We start from the raw sequence: 16,582 nt of genomic DNA on the forward strand, positions 1-16,582 counted from the left end.
GTTAATTCTCGCAGCTGGTGAACTCGCGGATCACGGTGAGGCCGTTCGGGGCATCCAGGACCGCGCAGTGGAAGAAATCGTGCTGGGGCAGCCGGGCGACCAGGGAAAGCCGAAAATAGCGCAGCTCGCCCGCCTCTTCCGGCTGACCCGCAACCGCGTCGCGAACCGGATCCGGCGCACGCTCCAAGTCGATTAGGTTATCCGTTCCGGGACGCGCGGTCACGTAGGGCGACACCGCCTCCCAGATATCGGAGGTCATCCCCTCAACCCGATTCAGTTCCGAGGCGAGCACAAAGTGGCGATTGCCGCTGCGCTCGGGCGGCGTGCGCAGCCGGTAGACCGGGTCGTCCGTGTCCGGATCCATCCAGTCCCGTACCGCGGCGGCCAGTTGCTGCGCCTGCCATGCGGCGATCCCGACCTCGGTCTCGGCACCGGCGCGCGTGAGCAGTTCGGCGAACTCGGCCAGCGGCGCATCGTCCGCGCGTGCCAGGCTATTCAGATTGAACCGGCAGTGCAGATTCTCCAGCCGCGCGATCAGCGGGATCCCATCCACCTCCAGCGGCAGCGCGGGCGACCGGCACTCGTCCCAGGGCAGTTCGCCCAGATCCGGCACCTGTTCGAGCATCCGCAGCGTCATCACCTCCGCACCGAGCAGCAATGCCCGAGCATGGTCCTGCTCGAACAACAGCCCGGAGCGCTGGATCTGCGTGTGGTCGCGCACGCTCATGCCGATCGCCGCGGTGACCGCGATCGCGACCACCAGCAGCGCGGTGATCAGTGCAACGCCGTGTTGCGCGCGTCTCATCGCGTGTCCGGAAGGCTCAGGTGGCGTTCGATGCGGCCCAGACCGGGAACGTCCAGCACGACCTCGATCAATGCCGGCAGCGCGGTCGGGTGGTCGGACGCGCGCAGCGGCGGCCAGGCATCGAGCGTCTCGTCGCCACTCGGCCCTGGCACCACGAACCGCAGTTCCAGCGTCGGCGCTTCGTGCACGCCGTCGCGATCCTGTGCCGCGAGGAACACCCGTGCGATCGGCTCCTGGTCATCACCGGGGTCGACGACTTCCCAGATGCGTCGTTCAAGCCCCTCCTCGGTGGCGCGCCATGCCACCCGGCGCAGCCGCTGCGTGCCGCCGTTGCCGGTGCGCACCAGTTCCAGTTCCGGCTCGGTGGCCAGCGGGCTGTAGCGCAACGGCGCCTGGCGGTCGCCGAAGCGGTCGCGCAGTTCGATCGCCGCGACCTGGCGCAGATCGCGCTCCAGCAATGCCAGCGTGATCTGGAGTTCGGCGAGCACACTGCCACGCAGGCGGGTCTGGGCGTCGCTGGTCAGTACCGCCTGCAGGCCGCCGTAGGCGACTGCGCTGACCACCGCGAACACCGCCACCGCAATCAGCAATTCCAGCAGCGTGAAGCCGCGTGCCCCGGCCCGCTTCATGGCAGCAGATACCCGAGCACTCGGGCGCGCACATCGGTCGCCGGACCCGAAGCGGGCCAGACCGTGACCTCAACGCGCAGCACCGGCGGCAGTTCGATTCCGGCATCGGGCCGTTCCTCGCGGATCTCCACCCGGTATTCCCAGTCCTGGTCGGCCTGGCGCAGGCGCCCCTCGCGGGTGCCGGCGCGGGCCGGGAGCAGCCCGGCCTCGTAGCGCGCCAGCAGGTTCTGGGCGGCCCAGTGAGCGAGCGTGCGTTCCTGCAGATAGTAGGTGTTGCGCGCGTGCTCCGAGCCGGCCTTGACCAATGCACCGAGCGCCACGGCCAGGATCGCCAGCGCGACCAGCACCTCGAGCAGCGTGAAACCGCGCGTGCCCCGGCGCTGCGACGGCGGGGCTGCGATCAACGCAGCGTCTCCCATTCCAGCCGGCCGTCGGGCAGACCCGTGATGCGCAGCACCGCCCCGGCCTGCGCGGTTCGCAGCTCCAGCTCGAACGGCGTGACCTCGCCGGCACCGTTGAACAGCACCTGCGGCCGATCGGCGCGTTCGTCGAGCGGGACGGCCCGGTTCTGCTGGCGCAGCCTCAGCTCCAGCCCCAGGCGTTCCAGCGAGCGCGGCCCCAGCGGCGTTCGCTCGACCTCGACCCAGGTCACCCGGTCGTCGTCCAGCAACACCTGTTCCAGGAACGCGTAGCCATCGCGGGAGAATCCCAGTGCGCGCTCCTGACCGGTCAGCAGCGCTTCGTCGCGGGCGAGCCCGGCGAGCTCCACCATGCGGCGCGCTTCCTGCTCGATCACCCGGGATGGCGCACCGCCGACCGCCAGCACCGCGAACCCGGCCACCAGGCCGAGGATCAGCAGCACCACCAGCAGCTCGAACAGTGTGAATCCGCGTGCCGGTGCCGCCATCGCCGGGTGCCGGTCGCGCCGCCTCAGAACTCGTCGAGGTTCCAGTTGCCGATCTCGGCATTGATGCCGCTACCCCCGCGGCGTCCGTCGGCGCCGAAACTGAAGATGTCGATTTCGCCCCGGGTGCCGGGATTCAGATACTGGTACTCGTGGCCCCAGGGATCCTTGGGCAGGCGGTCCATGTAGCCGCCCGAGCGGTAGTTGCGTGGTTCCGGACCCGAGCTTGGCCGTTCGACCAGCGCTTGCAAGCCCTGTGTGGTGGTCGGATACGCGAAGTTGTCGAGCCGGTACAGATTCAGGGCCGACTCCATTGCCCGGATGTCGCTCTTGACCTTGGTGATGCGCGCATCGTCGGGACGGTCCATCACCCGGGGCACGACGATCGCCGCCAGGATCCCTAGGATCACGACCACGACCATGATCTCGATCAGCGTGAAGCCGCCGCTGTGGCTGCGCGGCGTGGAAAGGGTCGGTTTTCGGGACATCGCTAGTTCACCAGTTGGTTCAGTTCGAAAATGGGCAGCAGAATCGCGAGTACGATGGTCAGCACCACCGCACCCATGGTTACGATCAGCAGCGGCTCGAACAATGCGACCACCATGCCGATCCGTGTCTCCAGTTCGCGCTCCTGGGTTTCGGCGGCGCGTTCGAGCATTTCGTTCAGCCGGCCGCTCGACTCGCCGCTCTTGATCAGGTGCACGGTCATCGGCGGAAAGTACCCGCTTTGTTCGAGCGCGCGGCCGATCCCGCTGCCTTCGCGGATGCGCTGGGACGCGGCCAGCACGGCCGAACGCATCGGCAGGTTGCCGATCACCTCCGCGCCGGTGCGCAGCGCATCGAGCAGTGGGACACCGCTGGCGGCCAGAATGCTCATCGTGCGTGCGAACCGGGCGGTATTCACCCCCCGCACCAGCCGCCCGATCAGCGGCAGCCGCAGCAGCAGCCGATGATGCCGCTCGCGCCAGCGTTCCCTGCGCAGCAGCCGTCCTAACAGCCAGCCCAGTACCACGAGTACCGCCAATGCCCAGGGCCCGTAGTCGCGCAGCGCATCGCTGGCGGCGATCAGTGCCCGGGTCAGCCAGGGAAGATCCTGCCCGATCCCGGCAAACACTTGAACCACCTCGGGCACCACGAACGCGAGCAAAGCGACGGTCACGCCGATCGCGACGAGGGTCAGGATCAGCGGGTAGAACAGGGCCATCGAGACCTTCTGGCGCAGCGCGTTGCGGCTCTCGGTGTAGTCGGCCAGCCGTTCCAGTACCAGATCCAGGTGCCCGGACTGCTCGCCTGCGGCCACCGTGGTCCGGTACAGGTCGGGAAACACGCGCGGGAACGCCGCCATCGCCTGCGCCAGCGCATGGCCCTCCATCACCCGCGTGCGCACGGCCGTCAGCACGTTGCGGATCCGAGCCTTTTCGCTCTGGCGGGCGACCGTGCCGAGTATTTCCTCGACTGGCAGGCCGGCCCGGGCCAGCGTGGCCATCTGGCGCGTTGCGAGTGCCAGATCGAGCGCGCTGATGCCGCGTCCGCCGCTGAGGCCGCCTGCACCGGCGCGCCGTTCGGACACCTCGTCGACCTGGAGCGGGGTCAGTCCGTCCTGGCGCAGCCGGGCGCGCACCGCCCGGGCGGTGTCCCCTTCGGCGACGCCCCGGCGCTTGCGCCCGCCGGCGTCCAGCGCCTGGTATTCGAATGCCGGCATCGCGCGTTATCCCCGCCAGCTCAACGGCCCGTCTCCCGGACCGGGGGCGGGATCGGAGAGGGGTCGCACGGCCCCGGCAGATGCGGCGCTGCGTCCACGCTCAGTCCTCGCGCGTGACGCGCACCACTTCCTCGACCGAGGTGGTGCCGTCGAGGATCCGGCGTACGCCGTCGCTGCGGATCCCCGGCGTGCTGCGGCGTGCGTGCTCGGTCATCGCGCGTTCGCCGGCACCGTCGTGGATCATCTGGCGCAGGGTATCGTCGATTTCGATCAGCTCGTAGATCCCGGTGCGCCCGCGGTAGCCGAGCCCGTTGCAGTCGGGACAGCCCCGCGCATGGTAGATCGTCGGCGGGCGCCCGGGATCGTGCCCGAGCAGTTCGCATTCCGCGCGCGTGGCCGGCGCCGGCTCGCGGCAGCGGGTGCACAATACGCGCACCAGCCGCTGGGCCAGGATGCCGTTCAATGTGGACGCCAGCAGGAACGGTTCGACGCCCATGTCGCGCAGCCGGGTGATCGCGCCGACCGCAGAGTTGGTATGCAGGGTGGAAAAGACCAGGTGCCCGGTCAGGCTCGCCTGCACCGCGATCTGTACCGTCTCCAGGTCGCGGATCTCGCCGACCATCACCACGTCCGGATCCTGGCGCAGGATCGCGCGCAGGCCGCGGGCGAAGGTCATGTCGACCCGGGTGTTGATCTGCGTCTGCCCGATGCCGTCGAGGTAGTATTCGATCGGATCCTCGACCGTCAGGATGTTCCGGCTTCGGTCGTTCAGCCGCATCAGCGCTGCGTACAGCGTCGTCGTCTTGCCGGAGCCGGTGGGCCCGGTGACGAGCACGATGCCGTGCGGCCGGCCGATCACCCGTTCCATCGCCTGGTACTGCTCCTGCGACATCCCGAGATGGCGCAGTTCGAGCCGCCCGGCCTGCTTGTCGAGCAGGCGCATCACCACGCGCTCGCCGTGCCCCGACGGCAGCGTCGACACGCGCACGTCGACCGGCCGTCCGGCGACCCGCAGCGAGATCCGGCCGTCCTGCGGCAGGCGCTTCTCGGCGATGTCCAGCCGTGCCATCACCTTGACCCTCGACACGATCAGCGGAGTCAGTCCGACCGGAGGGTTCAGCACTTCGCGCAACACGCCGTCGACGCGCAGGCGCACCGACAGGCGCGACTCGAACGGCTCGATGTGGATGTCGGACGCGTTCTCGCGCACCGCCTCGGTCAGCAGCGCATTGATCAGCCGGATGATCGGCGCGTCGTCCTCGGCCTCGAGCAGGTCTTCCGGTTCGGCCAGCGATTCGGCGACGCTGAGCAGGTCGTTTTCCTCGTTCAGGCCCTCGACCAGATTCATCGCCTCGCCGCTCGAGCGCTCGTGCTGCTCGCGCAGCCTGCGGTCGAACTCCTCGTTGCCCAGCGTCTCCAGCTGCAGGCACTCGGCGCTGCGCCGCCGGATCTCCAGCACCGCCATCGGATCGGCGTCCGCGCGCAGGTAGACGATCCGATGGCCGTCGACGACCGGGCCTGGCAGCACGCCGGAACGGCGCGAGAATCCGTAGCCGGGGCTCAGGGGTTCCTGCGCGCCGCCGCCCGCGCCCCTATCCCCGGCGACGCTGATCGCCCCGGACTCCGGCAGCCCGCTCATGGCCAGTCGGCGGCCGCTTCCCGGTCCGCGCCCCGATGAACCTCTGCAAACGGCGGCGGCAGGTAGGTCAGTTCCTCCCAGTCGGCCAGCACCGGGGTTTCGCCGGCGAAGGCGCGGCCGCCGCGTTCGGCCTCGAGCATCTGCTGCCGGCGGATGAAGCTGTACTTCTCGCTGGTCAACTCGGCGCCGGTGCCGCTGGTGCGCACGATGCGCGGGTACAGGAATACCATCAGGTTGCGCTTCTCGGTATTGTCGCTGTCGTAGCGGAACAGGCGCCCCAGCCCGGGAATGTCGCCGAGCCCGGGAACCTGGTCGCGGGTTTCGACCCGGCTTTCCGAAATCAGACCGCCGAGCACCAGCATCTGGCCGTCGTCGACCATCACGTGGGTGCGCAGCGTACGGGTATTGGTGACCAGATCGGCGGCGTCGCCCTTCGGCGCGATCTGTGACACCTCCTGCTCGATCTCGAGGCGGATCGCGTCGCCCTCGTTGATCTGCGGGCGCACGCGCAGCTTCACGCCGATATCCTCGCGGCGGATGGTATCGAAGGCCTGCCCGGAGTCCTCCAGCGAGCGCCCGACCACGAACGGCACGTTCTGGCCGACCACGATCTCGGCCTCCTCGTTGTCCAGCGTCAGCAGGCTCGGCGTGGACAGGATATTGCTGGCGGTGTCGCCCTGCAGCGCGCTGATCAGTACCGCGATCTGGGTACTGCCGATGCTGCCGATGCCACCGAGCGAGAGGCCGTCGCCGGGATTCGGGGGGCTTGCGACCGACCCGCCGAGCCAGGCTTCGATGCCGGCTCCCAGCTGCAGCAGGCCGCGCCCCTGCCGGTCGAAGTTGATCAGACCGAGTCCGGAGCGGGGCGAGCCGGCGGCCCATTGCACGCCGAGTTCCCGCACCCGTTCGGACGAGACCTCGGCGATCACCGCCTCCACCAGCACCTGCGCACGGCGGATGTCGAGTTTCTCGATCACGTCCGCGTAGTCGCGGGTGTGCTCCGGGGCACCGAAGATCACCACTGCGTTCGTGCTTTGGTGGGCCTGGATGCGCACCGCGCCCTCGCGCTGCGCGCGGCGGTCATCGCCGGTCTCGACCGCCTGACGCGATTCGGCGATTCCGCGCAGCACTTCCACCACGTCCTCGGCCTGCGCATAGCGCAGGTAGTGAACCTGGGTATTGCCGGCCGCCACCGGGCTGTCCAGCTGGGATACCAGGGCGCGCAGCCGCAGACGCCGCTCGGGATCGCCGGACAGAATGATGGCGTTGGCACGCTCGTCGGCGAGCACGCGCAGCCGCGACCGCGGATGCTGCCCGTCGGTACCGGCGCCAGACTCGAGTTCGCGCAACTGTTCGGCCAGCCGCCGCGCATTGGCGTGCCGCAGCTCGATCACTTCGAAGCCCTCGATCGCAGGCTGGTCGATGCGTGCGACCAGTTCCCGGATCCGGCGCACGTTTCCGGCCGTGTCGGAGACCAGCAGGGCATTGGTTTCGGTGGCGGCGGCCAGGTGCCCGCCCTGCGGGACCAGCGGGCGCAGGATCGGCACCAGCTGCGCCGCGCTGACATGCTCGGTCTGAATCACGTGCGTCACGATCTCGTCGTCGCGCAGGCGCTCGTGCGCGAACAGGTTGGGCACGTCGCCCTGCTTGGCCTGCACATCGGGCACGATCTTGGTCGCGGTCTCGCTCGGCACGGCCGCAAAACCGTAGACCTTCAGCACGCCCAGGAACAGGTCGTAGAGCTCCGCACGGGCGACTGGGCGGCCGGAGACGACCGACACCCGGCCGCGCACCCTGGGGTCGACGATGAAGTTGGTGCCCGTCTCCTCGGCGACCAGGTCGATCAGCGTCTGGATTTCGGCGTCGCGAAGGTTCAGCGTCAGCGTGTCGGCCTGCGCCAGCCCGGCGGCGGAACCGCCCAGCGCAACGAGCAGGAGAACGGATAGGAATCGGTGCAGCATGTGTGTCTCAATCCAGCAACTGAATGCCCAGGGAGATCGATTGTCCGTCGCGTTCCAGCACCACATCGACCTGGCTTTGTCCCGCCAGCTCCTGCAGCAGGCGCTCGATGTCGTCGATTGCGGACAGCGGTATGCCGTTCACCGACGTTATCACGTCGCCGGCCTGAAGTCCGGCCTCGCGGAACTCGCGGGCGTTGCGCACCGGGCGCACCTCTACGCCGTGCAGTTCCCCGGATCGAATCACCGGGCGCGCCTGCACCGCCTGCATCAGCCGTTCGGGGTTGTCGAGCCATTCCGAGCGCTGCACGCTCGGCTGGGCGCGTTCCGGAGCGGCTGCGGCAGGCGCGCGGGGCGGGGCGTCGGCACGCGCGCTGGAGGTGCCGTCGGCTCGCGGCAGCCGAAGCGTCTCGAGGCGACCGTTGCGTTCCAGGATCACCCGGTCGGCATGGATCTGGTGCAGGCGCGCCTGCCCGGCGATGGTGTCGCCGACGGTATACAGGCGTTCCTGACCGCCGCCCTCGGCGATGATCGCCCAACCGCGTTCCGGGTGATCGCCCGCCATCAGGCCCACCAGCCTCAGGCGCAGCTGCGTTTCCGGAGCCACCACCGGTGCCGGTTCCGCCGGTACCCCCAATTCGCCGAACAGCGGCAGGTCGGCAACCTGCGCCAGCGGCGATTTTCGCGGTTCGCCGGCAGCGGCCGGGGCACTCTCCGGCCGGATGTCGACACCCACCGGGGGGCGCACCTGCGGTTCGACGACCTGCCAGGTCAGCCGGGCGCCCAGCACCCCGACGGCCAGCAGCAGCACGACGCTGACGGCGCGGGGCAACAGGGACGCGGAGATCGGCAGCGCGGCCATCGGGGGCAAGCTCAGTCGGGCGCGCGCCAGCACGTGGCGCACACCGGTGCCAGCGCGCTGCCAGCGCCCGCCGAGCCGGGACTCAAGTCGAATTCAGGAACCGCTTTCATTCTGCCAATGTAGCATGCGCGGGACTGCGGGCAGCGCTGGCCTGGCTGGAGAGATGGCCCGCCAACAAGGGCCTGGGGACGCGCACACAGGCCGTGCCGACAATGCAGTAAAGCGTTCACAGCCAGCGCAATGCAGCGTGGCAGTGCCGGCATGCGCATCGTGCAGCCGGGATGCGCCGCGGTTCACGGCCCGGTCAGGCGTCTTCCGGAACCTCATCCAGCAGCAGGCTCCGACCCGTCATCGCCTTGGGCTGCGGCACGCCCATCAGCGCGAGCACGGTCGGTGCCACGTCGGAAAGCCCACCACCGGTGGTTAGCCGCCAGCGCCTGCTGTCGAGCAGCATGCACATCACCGGGTAGATCGTGTGCTGGGTGTGCGGCTCACCGGTGACCGGGTCGACATATTCGTCGCAGTTGCCGTGGTCGGCGGTCACGATCACCGAGTACTCGTATTCCCGCGCCGCGTCCAGCACGCGGCCGACCTCGCTGTCCAGCGTTTCGACCGCCTGGATCAGCGGTTCCCGCATCGCGGTATGGCCGACCATGTCGCCGTTCGCGAAGTTCACCAGCACGAAGCCGTAGCGGCCGCTGGCCATCGCCGCGATCGTCTCGTCGGCGACCTCACGCGCACTCATCTCCGGCTGCTGGTCGTAGGTGTCCACCGACGGCGACGGCACCATTACGCGGTCCTCACCGGCATTCGGCTCCTCGCGCCCGCCATTGAAGAAGAACGTCACATGGGCGTATTTCTCGGTTTCCGCACAATGGAACTGCGGGATCCCGGCGTTCGCGATGGTGCCGGCCAGCGTGGTGCCAGGCCGCTCCGGCGGAAACGCGATCGGCGACAGGAACCGCGGCTCGTACTCGGTGAGGCAGGTCGTGGAGACCGGATGGAAGTCGCCCCGGTCGAAGCCGGTGCAGCTGTCCATGCCCAGCGCTGCGGTCAGCTGCCGCGGCCGGTCGTTGCGGAAGTTGAACAGCACGCAGACCGCATCGGTATCGAGCGGCATCGGTTCGCCGATAATCCGGGGTTTGATGAATTCGTCGGTCTCGCCGGCATCGTAGGCGGCCTCGATCGCCGCCCGCGCGCTCTCGGCGGGTTCGCCCTCGCCGAACGCGATCGCGCGAAACGCGCGCTCGGTGCGATCCCAGCGCTTGTCGCGGTCCATTGCGTAGTAGCGCCCGCAGACGCTCGCGATACGGCCGCCGGCCTCGTCCAGGCGCTTCTCCAATTCCGGCAGGTAGCTCAGTGCCGAGCGCGGCGGGGTATCGCGGCCGTCGGTGATCATGTGCACGATCGGCTCGACCTCCTGCTGGCGGCAGATCTCGACCAGCGCCAGCAGATGGCGAATGTGGCTGTGCACGCCGCCGTCCGAGACCAGTCCGATCAGATGTAGCGGCTGATTCTTGGACCGCGCCGCATTCGCCGCGCTCAGCAACGAATCGTTGTCGAAGAAGCTGCCGTCGCTGATGGCATCGTCGATTCGCACCAGGTCCTGGCGCACGATGCTGCCCGCGCCGAGCGTCAGGTGTCCGACCTCGGAATTGCCCATTTGCCCGGCCGGCAGGCCGACCGCGCGCCCCGAGGCGTCGAGCGTCGTGTGGGAGTTCGTGGACAGGTACTCGTCCAGCCGCGGGGTCCGGGCCTCCGCGAAGGCGTTGTTCACCTTGCTCGGGTTCACGCCGACACCGTCCATGATGATCAGGATCACCGGGCGCCGGGGAGTGGGACGGGGGTCAGCCATGTCGCATTCGACTCCGTGGAACGAAAGAGTGGCATTTTAGCAATTCTGCATGCACAGATGGTGCCGGCCCGGTAACTTTGTGCCTATCGTGGTCGTGGTGCATGTCGTGGTCGGGGAAGGCCCATCTTTGGCGTCGCGACATACGGGCGACCAGATCCGTCGCCCGGCGTGCGTTTCGCCGCGAACCCCGTCCCAGCCCCTGGCAGGGATCGGCGGATGACGGCCTTGGGCTTCTTCCCGTACTCGTCATGCCCGTGCAGACTGGCGGGGCGCCCGCTGCTTTTCACGCGGGTCACGGTCGTACGAAGCGGGCGTTGCATCCGCCCATAAGCGTTTGCAGTTATACTGCACGGATGAGTGTGCAACAGCCCATCACGTTGCGACCGCCGGGCCATGGCAACCGGCAGCCGTGGGCTCGCTGCGCGTGTGGCTGCGGGCGGTCGCGATGAACAAGGAGCCTTCGGATCGGCAGGGAGGTGTGGCCATGAACATCGGCGTGGTGGTGGCGGATGCCCGGCCCATCGTGCTGGAAGGGCTGAACGCCCTGGTTTCCTCGCAGCCGGACATGCGGGTCGTTGCGCGCTGCGAGCGGGGAAGCGAGGCCCTGAAGGCGATCCGGGAACATCGTCCCGATATCGCGATCCTTGATCTGGCGCTGCCCGAGGAAAACGGCCTGGCCTTGCTGCGCGCCCTCCGGGAGCAGGCGCTGCCCACGCGCTGCGTGCTGTTTGCGGACGCGCTGAACGACGAGCAGGCGGTAGAGGCCACGCGCCTGCAAGTCGAGGGAATCGTGCTGAAGGACATGCCGACCCGCCTGTTGCTGCAGTGCATCCGCAAGGTTCACGACGGCGGCCGCTGGCTGGAAACACAGTCGATGACCCGCGTCGTGGACCGGCTGCAGCGCCAGGAGGCGCAGCGCAGCGACCTGCTCGGCCGCTTGTCCCCGCGCGAACTCGATGTGACCCGCCACGTGGTCGCCGGACTCAACAACAAGGACATCGCCGAAGAGCTGTCACTGAGTGTCGGCACGATCAAGATCCATCTGCACAACATCTACGAAAAGCTTGGGATCCGATCCCGGCTCCAGCTTGCCGCCTACGCCCGAGAAAAGGGCTTCGGCTGACGCGCTTCGGGTCCATGATCCACAGCGCGTTGGGCACTGGTGCTGGCGCGCCTTCAGAACCGGAGCAGTTCCCGGCGCAGCACCTGCACTTCCCGGTAGCCGAACACGGCGTTCAAGTGATGCAGCAGCGCGTGGCTGCCCTCGTCACGCCACCGGCCGTCGACCGTGGCAGCGATTGCGGCATAGCGTTCCGCTGGCTCGGGCGGCCAGTCGCCTTCGCGCTGCAGCTCGCGGATCAGTTCCAGCCACAGCCGGCTCACGCCCATGATGTAATGCGGCCAGGCGCGCTGCATCTCCGGTGACCAGGCCGCGTCCGAGGTGTCCGCGATTCCGGGCCGACTCGGGGCTGCGGGGTCGTCGAACACCACTTCGGCCAGAATGCCCAGCCGCTGCATTTCCCCAGGCAGCGGGTCGGAGCGGATTCGCTGGTTCACGCGGTCGGCGGTTGCGGGCGTTGCTCGAAAGATGAAGCTGAACTGGCGCCCGGCGCCGTCTCGCGCTGCGCGCCGGTGAAAGCGCCACAGCGCGATCGATTCGTTCTCTGCCTCCAGCACCGGACCGAGCAGCCGGTCGGCGAGCCACAGGTCGGGATACCACGGCGGATCTTCACCCTCCGGCCATTGCATCCGGAAGCGCACATACCACCAGTGCAGCTGGTCGGTCTCTGCGGGCCTGGCGACGGGATCGTCCACCGGCTGGATGGAAGGCGGTGCCGCCGGCCCGGCCGCACAGCCGCCCAACATATACACCAGCAGCGCGAGCAGTAGCGCGGTCGCCCATGACCTAGCTTCCATGGCTTATGTGGCTACCCCCGATGATGAAAGAGGCGTAGGCGTAGGGCGGAAAAGGCCGAAGGCCGTCATCCGCCATCCGGCGCCGGGGTTGCCGCAGGCGCCGGGGAGGCGCGAACGCCGAGCGGCGGATGACGCTGCGCTTTGTCGCCCTACAGGTCACCCCGGACGCGCTCCGCGGCTTCTTCCACGTTAAAGGCTTTACTCCTTGTGGTGACGGGTTCATCAGTATTTTTTCAGTAAATTCAACGTCTTCTCGAGTTGCGCCCGTGTTCGCGCACGGGGCGTTTTCGTTCCGGCGCCCGGTCTCGTCCATCATCGGGGTGGCCGCCGGCGCCATCAGGGTTTGCTGGAAGTGTAGTGGAGCCAACCACTGCATGGGCGAGGTACGCGCTTGACCGCCGCTGTAGTGCTGTCTATCGTTCTGGAAAACAGAACATGAAGCGGCATGAAGGATCTGTTCACCGGCCTGATCACCAGCAAGACACGCATCCGGATCCTGATGCGGCTGTTTCTCAATCCGGAGGGCAACGCCTACCTGCGCGAATTGGCCGAGGAGTTTGCGGTGTCGCCCAGCCAGGTGAAGGACGAGCTCAGCCAGCTGAGCGAAGCCGGGCTGCTCGAGAGCGAGAAGCAGGGCCGGCAGATCCACTACCGCGCGAACCGGCGCCACCCGCTGTTTCCGGAACTGCACTCGATGGTGCACAAGGCCCTGGGCATGGACCGGATCGTCGACAGCGTGATCGAGCGGCTGGGTAGGCTGGAACTCGCGTTTCTGCTTGACGACTATGCCGAGGGCCGCGACACGGGAATCATCGACCTGGCCTTGGTCGGCGACATCGACCCGGCCAACCTTGCCGACTTGGTGCGCAAGACCGAGCGCTACATCGGCCGGAAGATCCGAACGCTCGTCCTCACGCCGGAAGAGTACACGCGCATGCGCCCGGTGCTTGAGAAGCGGCCTACCCTGCCGTTGTGGGCCAACCGCGACGTTGTAGACCGGCACGATGGCGTTGCGAAGCACGATTGGGTTTCCTTCCCCGTCGGGCGAGAGGGTTGGAGCTAGCGGCAGCTGTACTGCAGTAATTGGGCCGTGCAATGGCCCCGTCTCCAGCCCCTCCCGGCTGAACGGGCAGGGGCATTCTCCCCCTCGGGGGAGGTCTGTCGCGCGCAGTTGTCGGGTGTGCGCGAACCGAACCTTTGCTTGCAGCGCACAATGGCCCTGCAATGGCGGTAGCGTGCCTGCAGCCTGAACCCCGGGTACGCTGCACCATCGAAACCGGCCGGGGGCGTGCTGCCCGGCGGCCTCACGACGATCAAGAGCACCCACCCATGGATTACGCCCTGAGAAAACGCGTCCTCGTCACCGGCGGTGCCGGCTTCCTCGGCTCGCATCTCTGCGAGCGTCTGCTCGAGCGTGGCGACGACGTGCTCTGCGTCGACAACCTCTTCACCGGCACCAAGGACAACATCGTCCATCTGCTGGCGAACCCGCATTTCGAGCTGATCCGTCACGACGTGACGTTCCCGCTATACGTCGAAGTGGACGAGATCTACAATCTGGCCTGCCCGGCGAGCCCGATCCACTACCAGCACGACCCGGTGCAGACGACCAAGACCAGTGTGCACGGCGCGATCAACATGCTGGGACTCGCCAAACGCGTGAAGGCGAAAATCTTCCAGGCCTCGACCAGCGAGGTGTACGGCGACCCGGAGGTGCATCCGCAGACCGAGAACTACTGGGGCCGGGTGAACCCGATCGGCCCGCGCGCCTGCTACGACGAAGGCAAGCGCTGCGCAGAGACACTGTTCTTCGACTACCATCGCCAGCACCGGCTGTGCATCAAAGTCGCGCGCATCTTCAACACCTACGGCCCGCGCATGCATCCGAACGACGGCCGTGTGGTGTCGAACTTCATCGTCCAGGCGCTGAAGAACGAGCCGATCACGCTCTACGGCGACGGCAGCCAGACCCGCTCGTTCTGTTACGTCAGCGACATGATCGACGGTTTCCTGTGCCTGATGGATGGCCTGGACGACCTGCCCGGCCCGGTGAACTTGGGCAACCCGGTCGAATTCAGCGTCCGCCAGCTTGCCGAGCAGGTGATCGACCTCACCGGATCGCGTTCGCGCCTGGAATTTCGCCCGCTGCCCCAGGACGACCCAAGCCAGCGTCAGCCCGACATCGCCCTGGCGAGGGAGCGTCTTGGCTGGGAGCCAACCGTGCAGCTGCGCGAGGGGCTGCGGGCGACCATCGCCTACTTCGACACGATGCTCAGCAGCTCGCGCGGCTGACGATCACGGCACCGGCCCATCCCTGACGACAAGAATCCGCCTCTCCAACTGCGGCGGATGGCTGCGGAGGGGGCGCGGCAAACCATGTTCCTGGCGGCCTTCCAATTCGAGACGCACAATGTCCCAGCAGACCTCCAACCCCACCATCCTCGTCACCGGCGGTGCTGGCTACATCGGCAGCCATGCCTGCAAGGCGCTGGCGCTCGCGGGATACACGCCTGTTGCCTATGACAACCTGGTCTACGGCCACCGCGAAGCCGTGCGCTGGGGCCCGCTCGAACCGGGCGATATCGCCGACCGCAAGCGCCTCGACGCCGTGGTCGCGCAGTACCAGCCCGAGGCGGTGCTGCACTTCGCCGCCTACGCCTACGTCGGCGAATCGGTGCAGGATCCGGCCAAGTACTACCGCAACAACGTCGCCGGCACGCTCACGCTGCTCGAGGCGCTGGTGCACCACGATATCCGGCGGATCGTGTTCTCGAGCACCTGCGCCACCTACGGCGTTCCCGAGCGGACGCCGATCGACGAGGATCACCCGCAGCAGCCGATCAACCCGTACGGCGCTTCCAAACTGATGATCGAGCGCATGTTGCAGGATTTCGACGCCGCCTACGGCCTGCGCTCGGTCTCGCTGCGCTACTTCAACGCGGCCGGTGCCGACCCGGACGGCGAGATCGGCGAAGACCACGATCCCGAAACCCACCTGATCCCGCTCGCGCTGCAGGCCGCGCTCGGCCAGCGGGAGGCATTGCAGGTTTTCGGCAGCGACTACCCGACGCCGGACGGCAGCTGCATCCGCGACTACATCCACGTGACCGACCTCGCGCAGGCGCATGTGCTGGCGCTGGACTACCTCACGCGAGGGGGCGCGACCACCGCGCTGAACCTCGGCACCGGCCACGGCCACTCGGTGCTCGAGGTCATTGCAGCCGCCGACGCGGTCACGGGCCGCGCCGTCCCGACCGTGCTCGCGCCGCGCCGCCCCGGCGATCCTCCCGTTCTCACCGCCGTCGCGGATCGGGCACGGCAGGTACTCGGCTGGCAGCCGCGCTACACCGACCTCGCCACGATCCTCCGCCACGCCTGGAACTGGCACCGGGACCAGCCGCATCGACCCGACCCGGGTTTTCCGTGACTCCAGGTTTTCCGTGGCACTCCTCGCCAGATCAGCGTCTAACATCCAGCCATGGAACCACTGGAATCCAACAGCGAACTGACGCGTGTGGCTGAGGCGCTTTCCGCAGATCCTGGCTTGCAGCGTTTCAATTTGGCTCGTCATCCCAGCCGCAGCGCAGAGCCGGATTGACGTATGCAGCGCGTTGAACAGCCGCAGACTGGTCCGAGCTGCGTCAGGGCTGGCGCGCGGGCTACCATGGGAACGTCAGCATCCCAGGAGGTCGCGATGGGCACGATACCTGCACAGCACACGGCTGTAAGCGTCGATGACTACCTCGCAGGCGAACTCGAGAGCGAAGTGCGCCATGAGTACGTCGCGGGGCAGGTCTACGCGACGGTGGGTGCAAGCGATCGGCATGGGCTGCTAGTGAATGCGCTGGCATTCGCGCTGACCCCGGCGGCTCGCAAGGCCCGCTGCCAGCTGTTTACATCCGACATGAAAATCCACCTGGAGATTGGCAAGCAGGACGTTTTCTATTACCCCGACCTCCTGGTCTCTTGCGACCCCGATGACCGTGCGACCTACTATCGCGAACGCCCCTGTCTGATCGTGGAAGTCCTGTCGGACTCGACCGAGCGCCTGGATCGTCGCGAAAAAATGCTCGCGTACCAGACGATTGCGTCCCTTCAGGAGTACGTGCTCGTGGCCCAGGATGTCCGACGTGTCGAGGTCTACCGCCGGACCGATGACTGGGTGCCCAGCATTCACACCGAAAGCTCGGTGCGGTTGGCAAGCCTTGGCACCGAAGTGACCGTGGCGGCCATCTACGAGGATCTCTAGCCGGGGCCGCCTTCCATCTCCGAACGCCGGCAAGCTCACCTCGGGCTCGGCCTCTCGGCCGA

17 protein-coding genes are annotated in these 16,582 nt (G+C 67.7%); 5 read left to right on the forward strand and 12 right to left on the reverse strand.

Annotated elements, in window-relative coordinates; translation table 11 throughout:
• Position 1: 1 nt before the first annotated feature.
• From THITH_RS00105 to gpmI, 10 genes are all read right to left on the reverse strand, one after another.
• The gene (locus THITH_RS00105) at positions 2-805 is read right to left on the reverse strand and encodes a type II secretion system minor pseudopilin (RefSeq protein WP_006746570.1); all 804 of its coding nucleotides are present in this window, start codon (positions 803-805) and stop codon (positions 2-4) included.
• The gene (gspJ, locus tag THITH_RS00110) at positions 802-1,434 is read right to left on the reverse strand and encodes a type II secretion system minor pseudopilin GspJ (protein WP_006746569.1); all 633 of its coding nucleotides are present in this window, start codon (positions 1,432-1,434) and stop codon (positions 802-804) included. The genes THITH_RS00105 and gspJ overlap by 4 nt, the downstream gene beginning before the upstream one ends.
• Positions 1,431-1,838 carry a type II secretion system minor pseudopilin GspI gene (gene gspI / locus THITH_RS00115; protein ID WP_006746568.1) on the reverse strand — a complete coding sequence of 136 codons (408 nt, stop codon included), beginning with the start codon at positions 1,836-1,838 and terminating at the stop codon, positions 1,431-1,433. The genes gspJ and gspI overlap by 4 nt, the downstream gene beginning before the upstream one ends.
• Positions 1,835-2,341, reverse strand: a complete 507-nt coding sequence (gene gspH / locus THITH_RS00120; RefSeq protein WP_006746567.1) for a type II secretion system minor pseudopilin GspH — start codon at positions 2,339-2,341, stop codon at positions 1,835-1,837. Before gspH ends, gspI begins: the two co-directional genes overlap by 4 nt.
• Before the next feature lie 23 nt (positions 2,342-2,364).
• Positions 2,365-2,826, reverse strand: coding sequence for a type II secretion system major pseudopilin GspG (gspG, locus tag THITH_RS00125; protein ID WP_006746566.1), 462 nt, complete (start codon positions 2,824-2,826; stop codon positions 2,365-2,367).
• Positions 2,827-2,828: 2 nt separating this feature from the next.
• Entirely contained in the window at positions 2,829-4,040 is a 1,212-nt protein-coding gene (gene gspF, locus THITH_RS00130; protein ID WP_006746565.1) for a type II secretion system inner membrane protein GspF, read from the reverse strand.
• Positions 4,041-4,140: 100 nt separating this feature from the next.
• On the reverse strand, positions 4,141-5,679 hold the full coding sequence (gene gspE, locus THITH_RS00135; protein WP_006746564.1) for a type II secretion system ATPase GspE: 1,539 nt from the start codon (positions 5,677-5,679) through the stop codon (positions 4,141-4,143).
• Entirely contained in the window at positions 5,676-7,640 is a 1,965-nt protein-coding gene (gene gspD / locus THITH_RS00140; RefSeq protein ID WP_006746563.1) for a type II secretion system secretin GspD, read from the reverse strand. The genes gspE and gspD overlap by 4 nt, the downstream gene beginning before the upstream one ends.
• 7 nt (positions 7,641-7,647) lie before the next feature.
• A complete protein-coding gene (gene gspC / locus THITH_RS00145; protein ID WP_006746562.1) occupies positions 7,648-8,499 on the reverse strand; it encodes a type II secretion system protein GspC in 852 nt (283 codons plus the stop codon).
• A 304-nt stretch (positions 8,500-8,803) separates the two neighbouring features.
• On the reverse strand, positions 8,804-10,354 hold the full coding sequence (gene gpmI / locus THITH_RS00150; RefSeq protein ID WP_006746561.1) for a 2,3-bisphosphoglycerate-independent phosphoglycerate mutase: 1,551 nt from the start codon (positions 10,352-10,354) through the stop codon (positions 8,804-8,806).
• Positions 10,355-10,838: 484 nt separating this feature from the next.
• Between gpmI and THITH_RS00155 the strand changes: the two genes are divergently transcribed.
• Positions 10,839-11,477: a response regulator gene (locus THITH_RS00155; protein ID WP_006746560.1), complete on the forward strand. Its 639-nt coding sequence runs from the start codon at positions 10,839-10,841 to the stop codon at positions 11,475-11,477.
• Between the two features lie 53 nt (positions 11,478-11,530).
• Here the strand turns inward: THITH_RS00155 and THITH_RS00160 are convergent, their stop codons facing one another.
• Together THITH_RS00160 and THITH_RS19610 are read right to left on the reverse strand one after the other, a co-directional pair.
• Positions 11,531-12,271: a hypothetical protein gene (locus THITH_RS00160; protein WP_006746559.1), complete on the reverse strand. Its 741-nt coding sequence runs from the start codon at positions 12,269-12,271 to the stop codon at positions 11,531-11,533.
• Positions 12,261-12,494, reverse strand: a complete 234-nt coding sequence (locus tag THITH_RS19610; protein ID WP_408645516.1) for a hypothetical protein — start codon at positions 12,492-12,494, stop codon at positions 12,261-12,263. The genes THITH_RS00160 and THITH_RS19610 overlap by 11 nt, the downstream gene beginning before the upstream one ends.
• A gap of 222 nt (positions 12,495-12,716) precedes the next feature.
• On the opposite strand from THITH_RS19610, the gene THITH_RS00165 reads away from it, so the two are divergent.
• The 4 genes from THITH_RS00165 to THITH_RS00180 all read left to right on the forward strand — a co-directional run bounded on the left by THITH_RS00165 (position 12,717) and on the right by THITH_RS00180 (position 16,520).
• Entirely contained in the window at positions 12,717-13,334 is a 618-nt protein-coding gene (locus THITH_RS00165; protein ID WP_006746558.1) for an ArsR/SmtB family transcription factor, read from the forward strand.
• A 266-nt stretch (positions 13,335-13,600) separates the two neighbouring features.
• Complete coding sequence (locus THITH_RS00170) at positions 13,601-14,563, forward strand: UDP-glucuronic acid decarboxylase family protein (RefSeq protein WP_006746557.1); 963 nt, start codon at positions 13,601-13,603, stop codon at positions 14,561-14,563.
• A gap of 118 nt (positions 14,564-14,681) precedes the next feature.
• The gene (gene galE, locus THITH_RS00175) at positions 14,682-15,698 is read left to right on the forward strand and encodes a UDP-glucose 4-epimerase GalE (protein ID WP_006746556.1); all 1,017 of its coding nucleotides are present in this window, start codon (positions 14,682-14,684) and stop codon (positions 15,696-15,698) included.
• 267 nt (positions 15,699-15,965) lie between these two features.
• The gene (locus THITH_RS00180; RefSeq protein ID WP_006746555.1) at positions 15,966-16,520 is read left to right on the forward strand and encodes a Uma2 family endonuclease; all 555 of its coding nucleotides are present in this window, start codon (positions 15,966-15,968) and stop codon (positions 16,518-16,520) included.
• Positions 16,521-16,582 lie beyond the last annotated feature (62 nt).

The organism is Thioalkalivibrio paradoxus ARh 1, from assembly GCF_000227685.2.
Taxonomy (GTDB): Bacteria; Pseudomonadota; Gammaproteobacteria; order Ectothiorhodospirales; family Ectothiorhodospiraceae; genus Thioalkalivibrio; species Thioalkalivibrio paradoxus.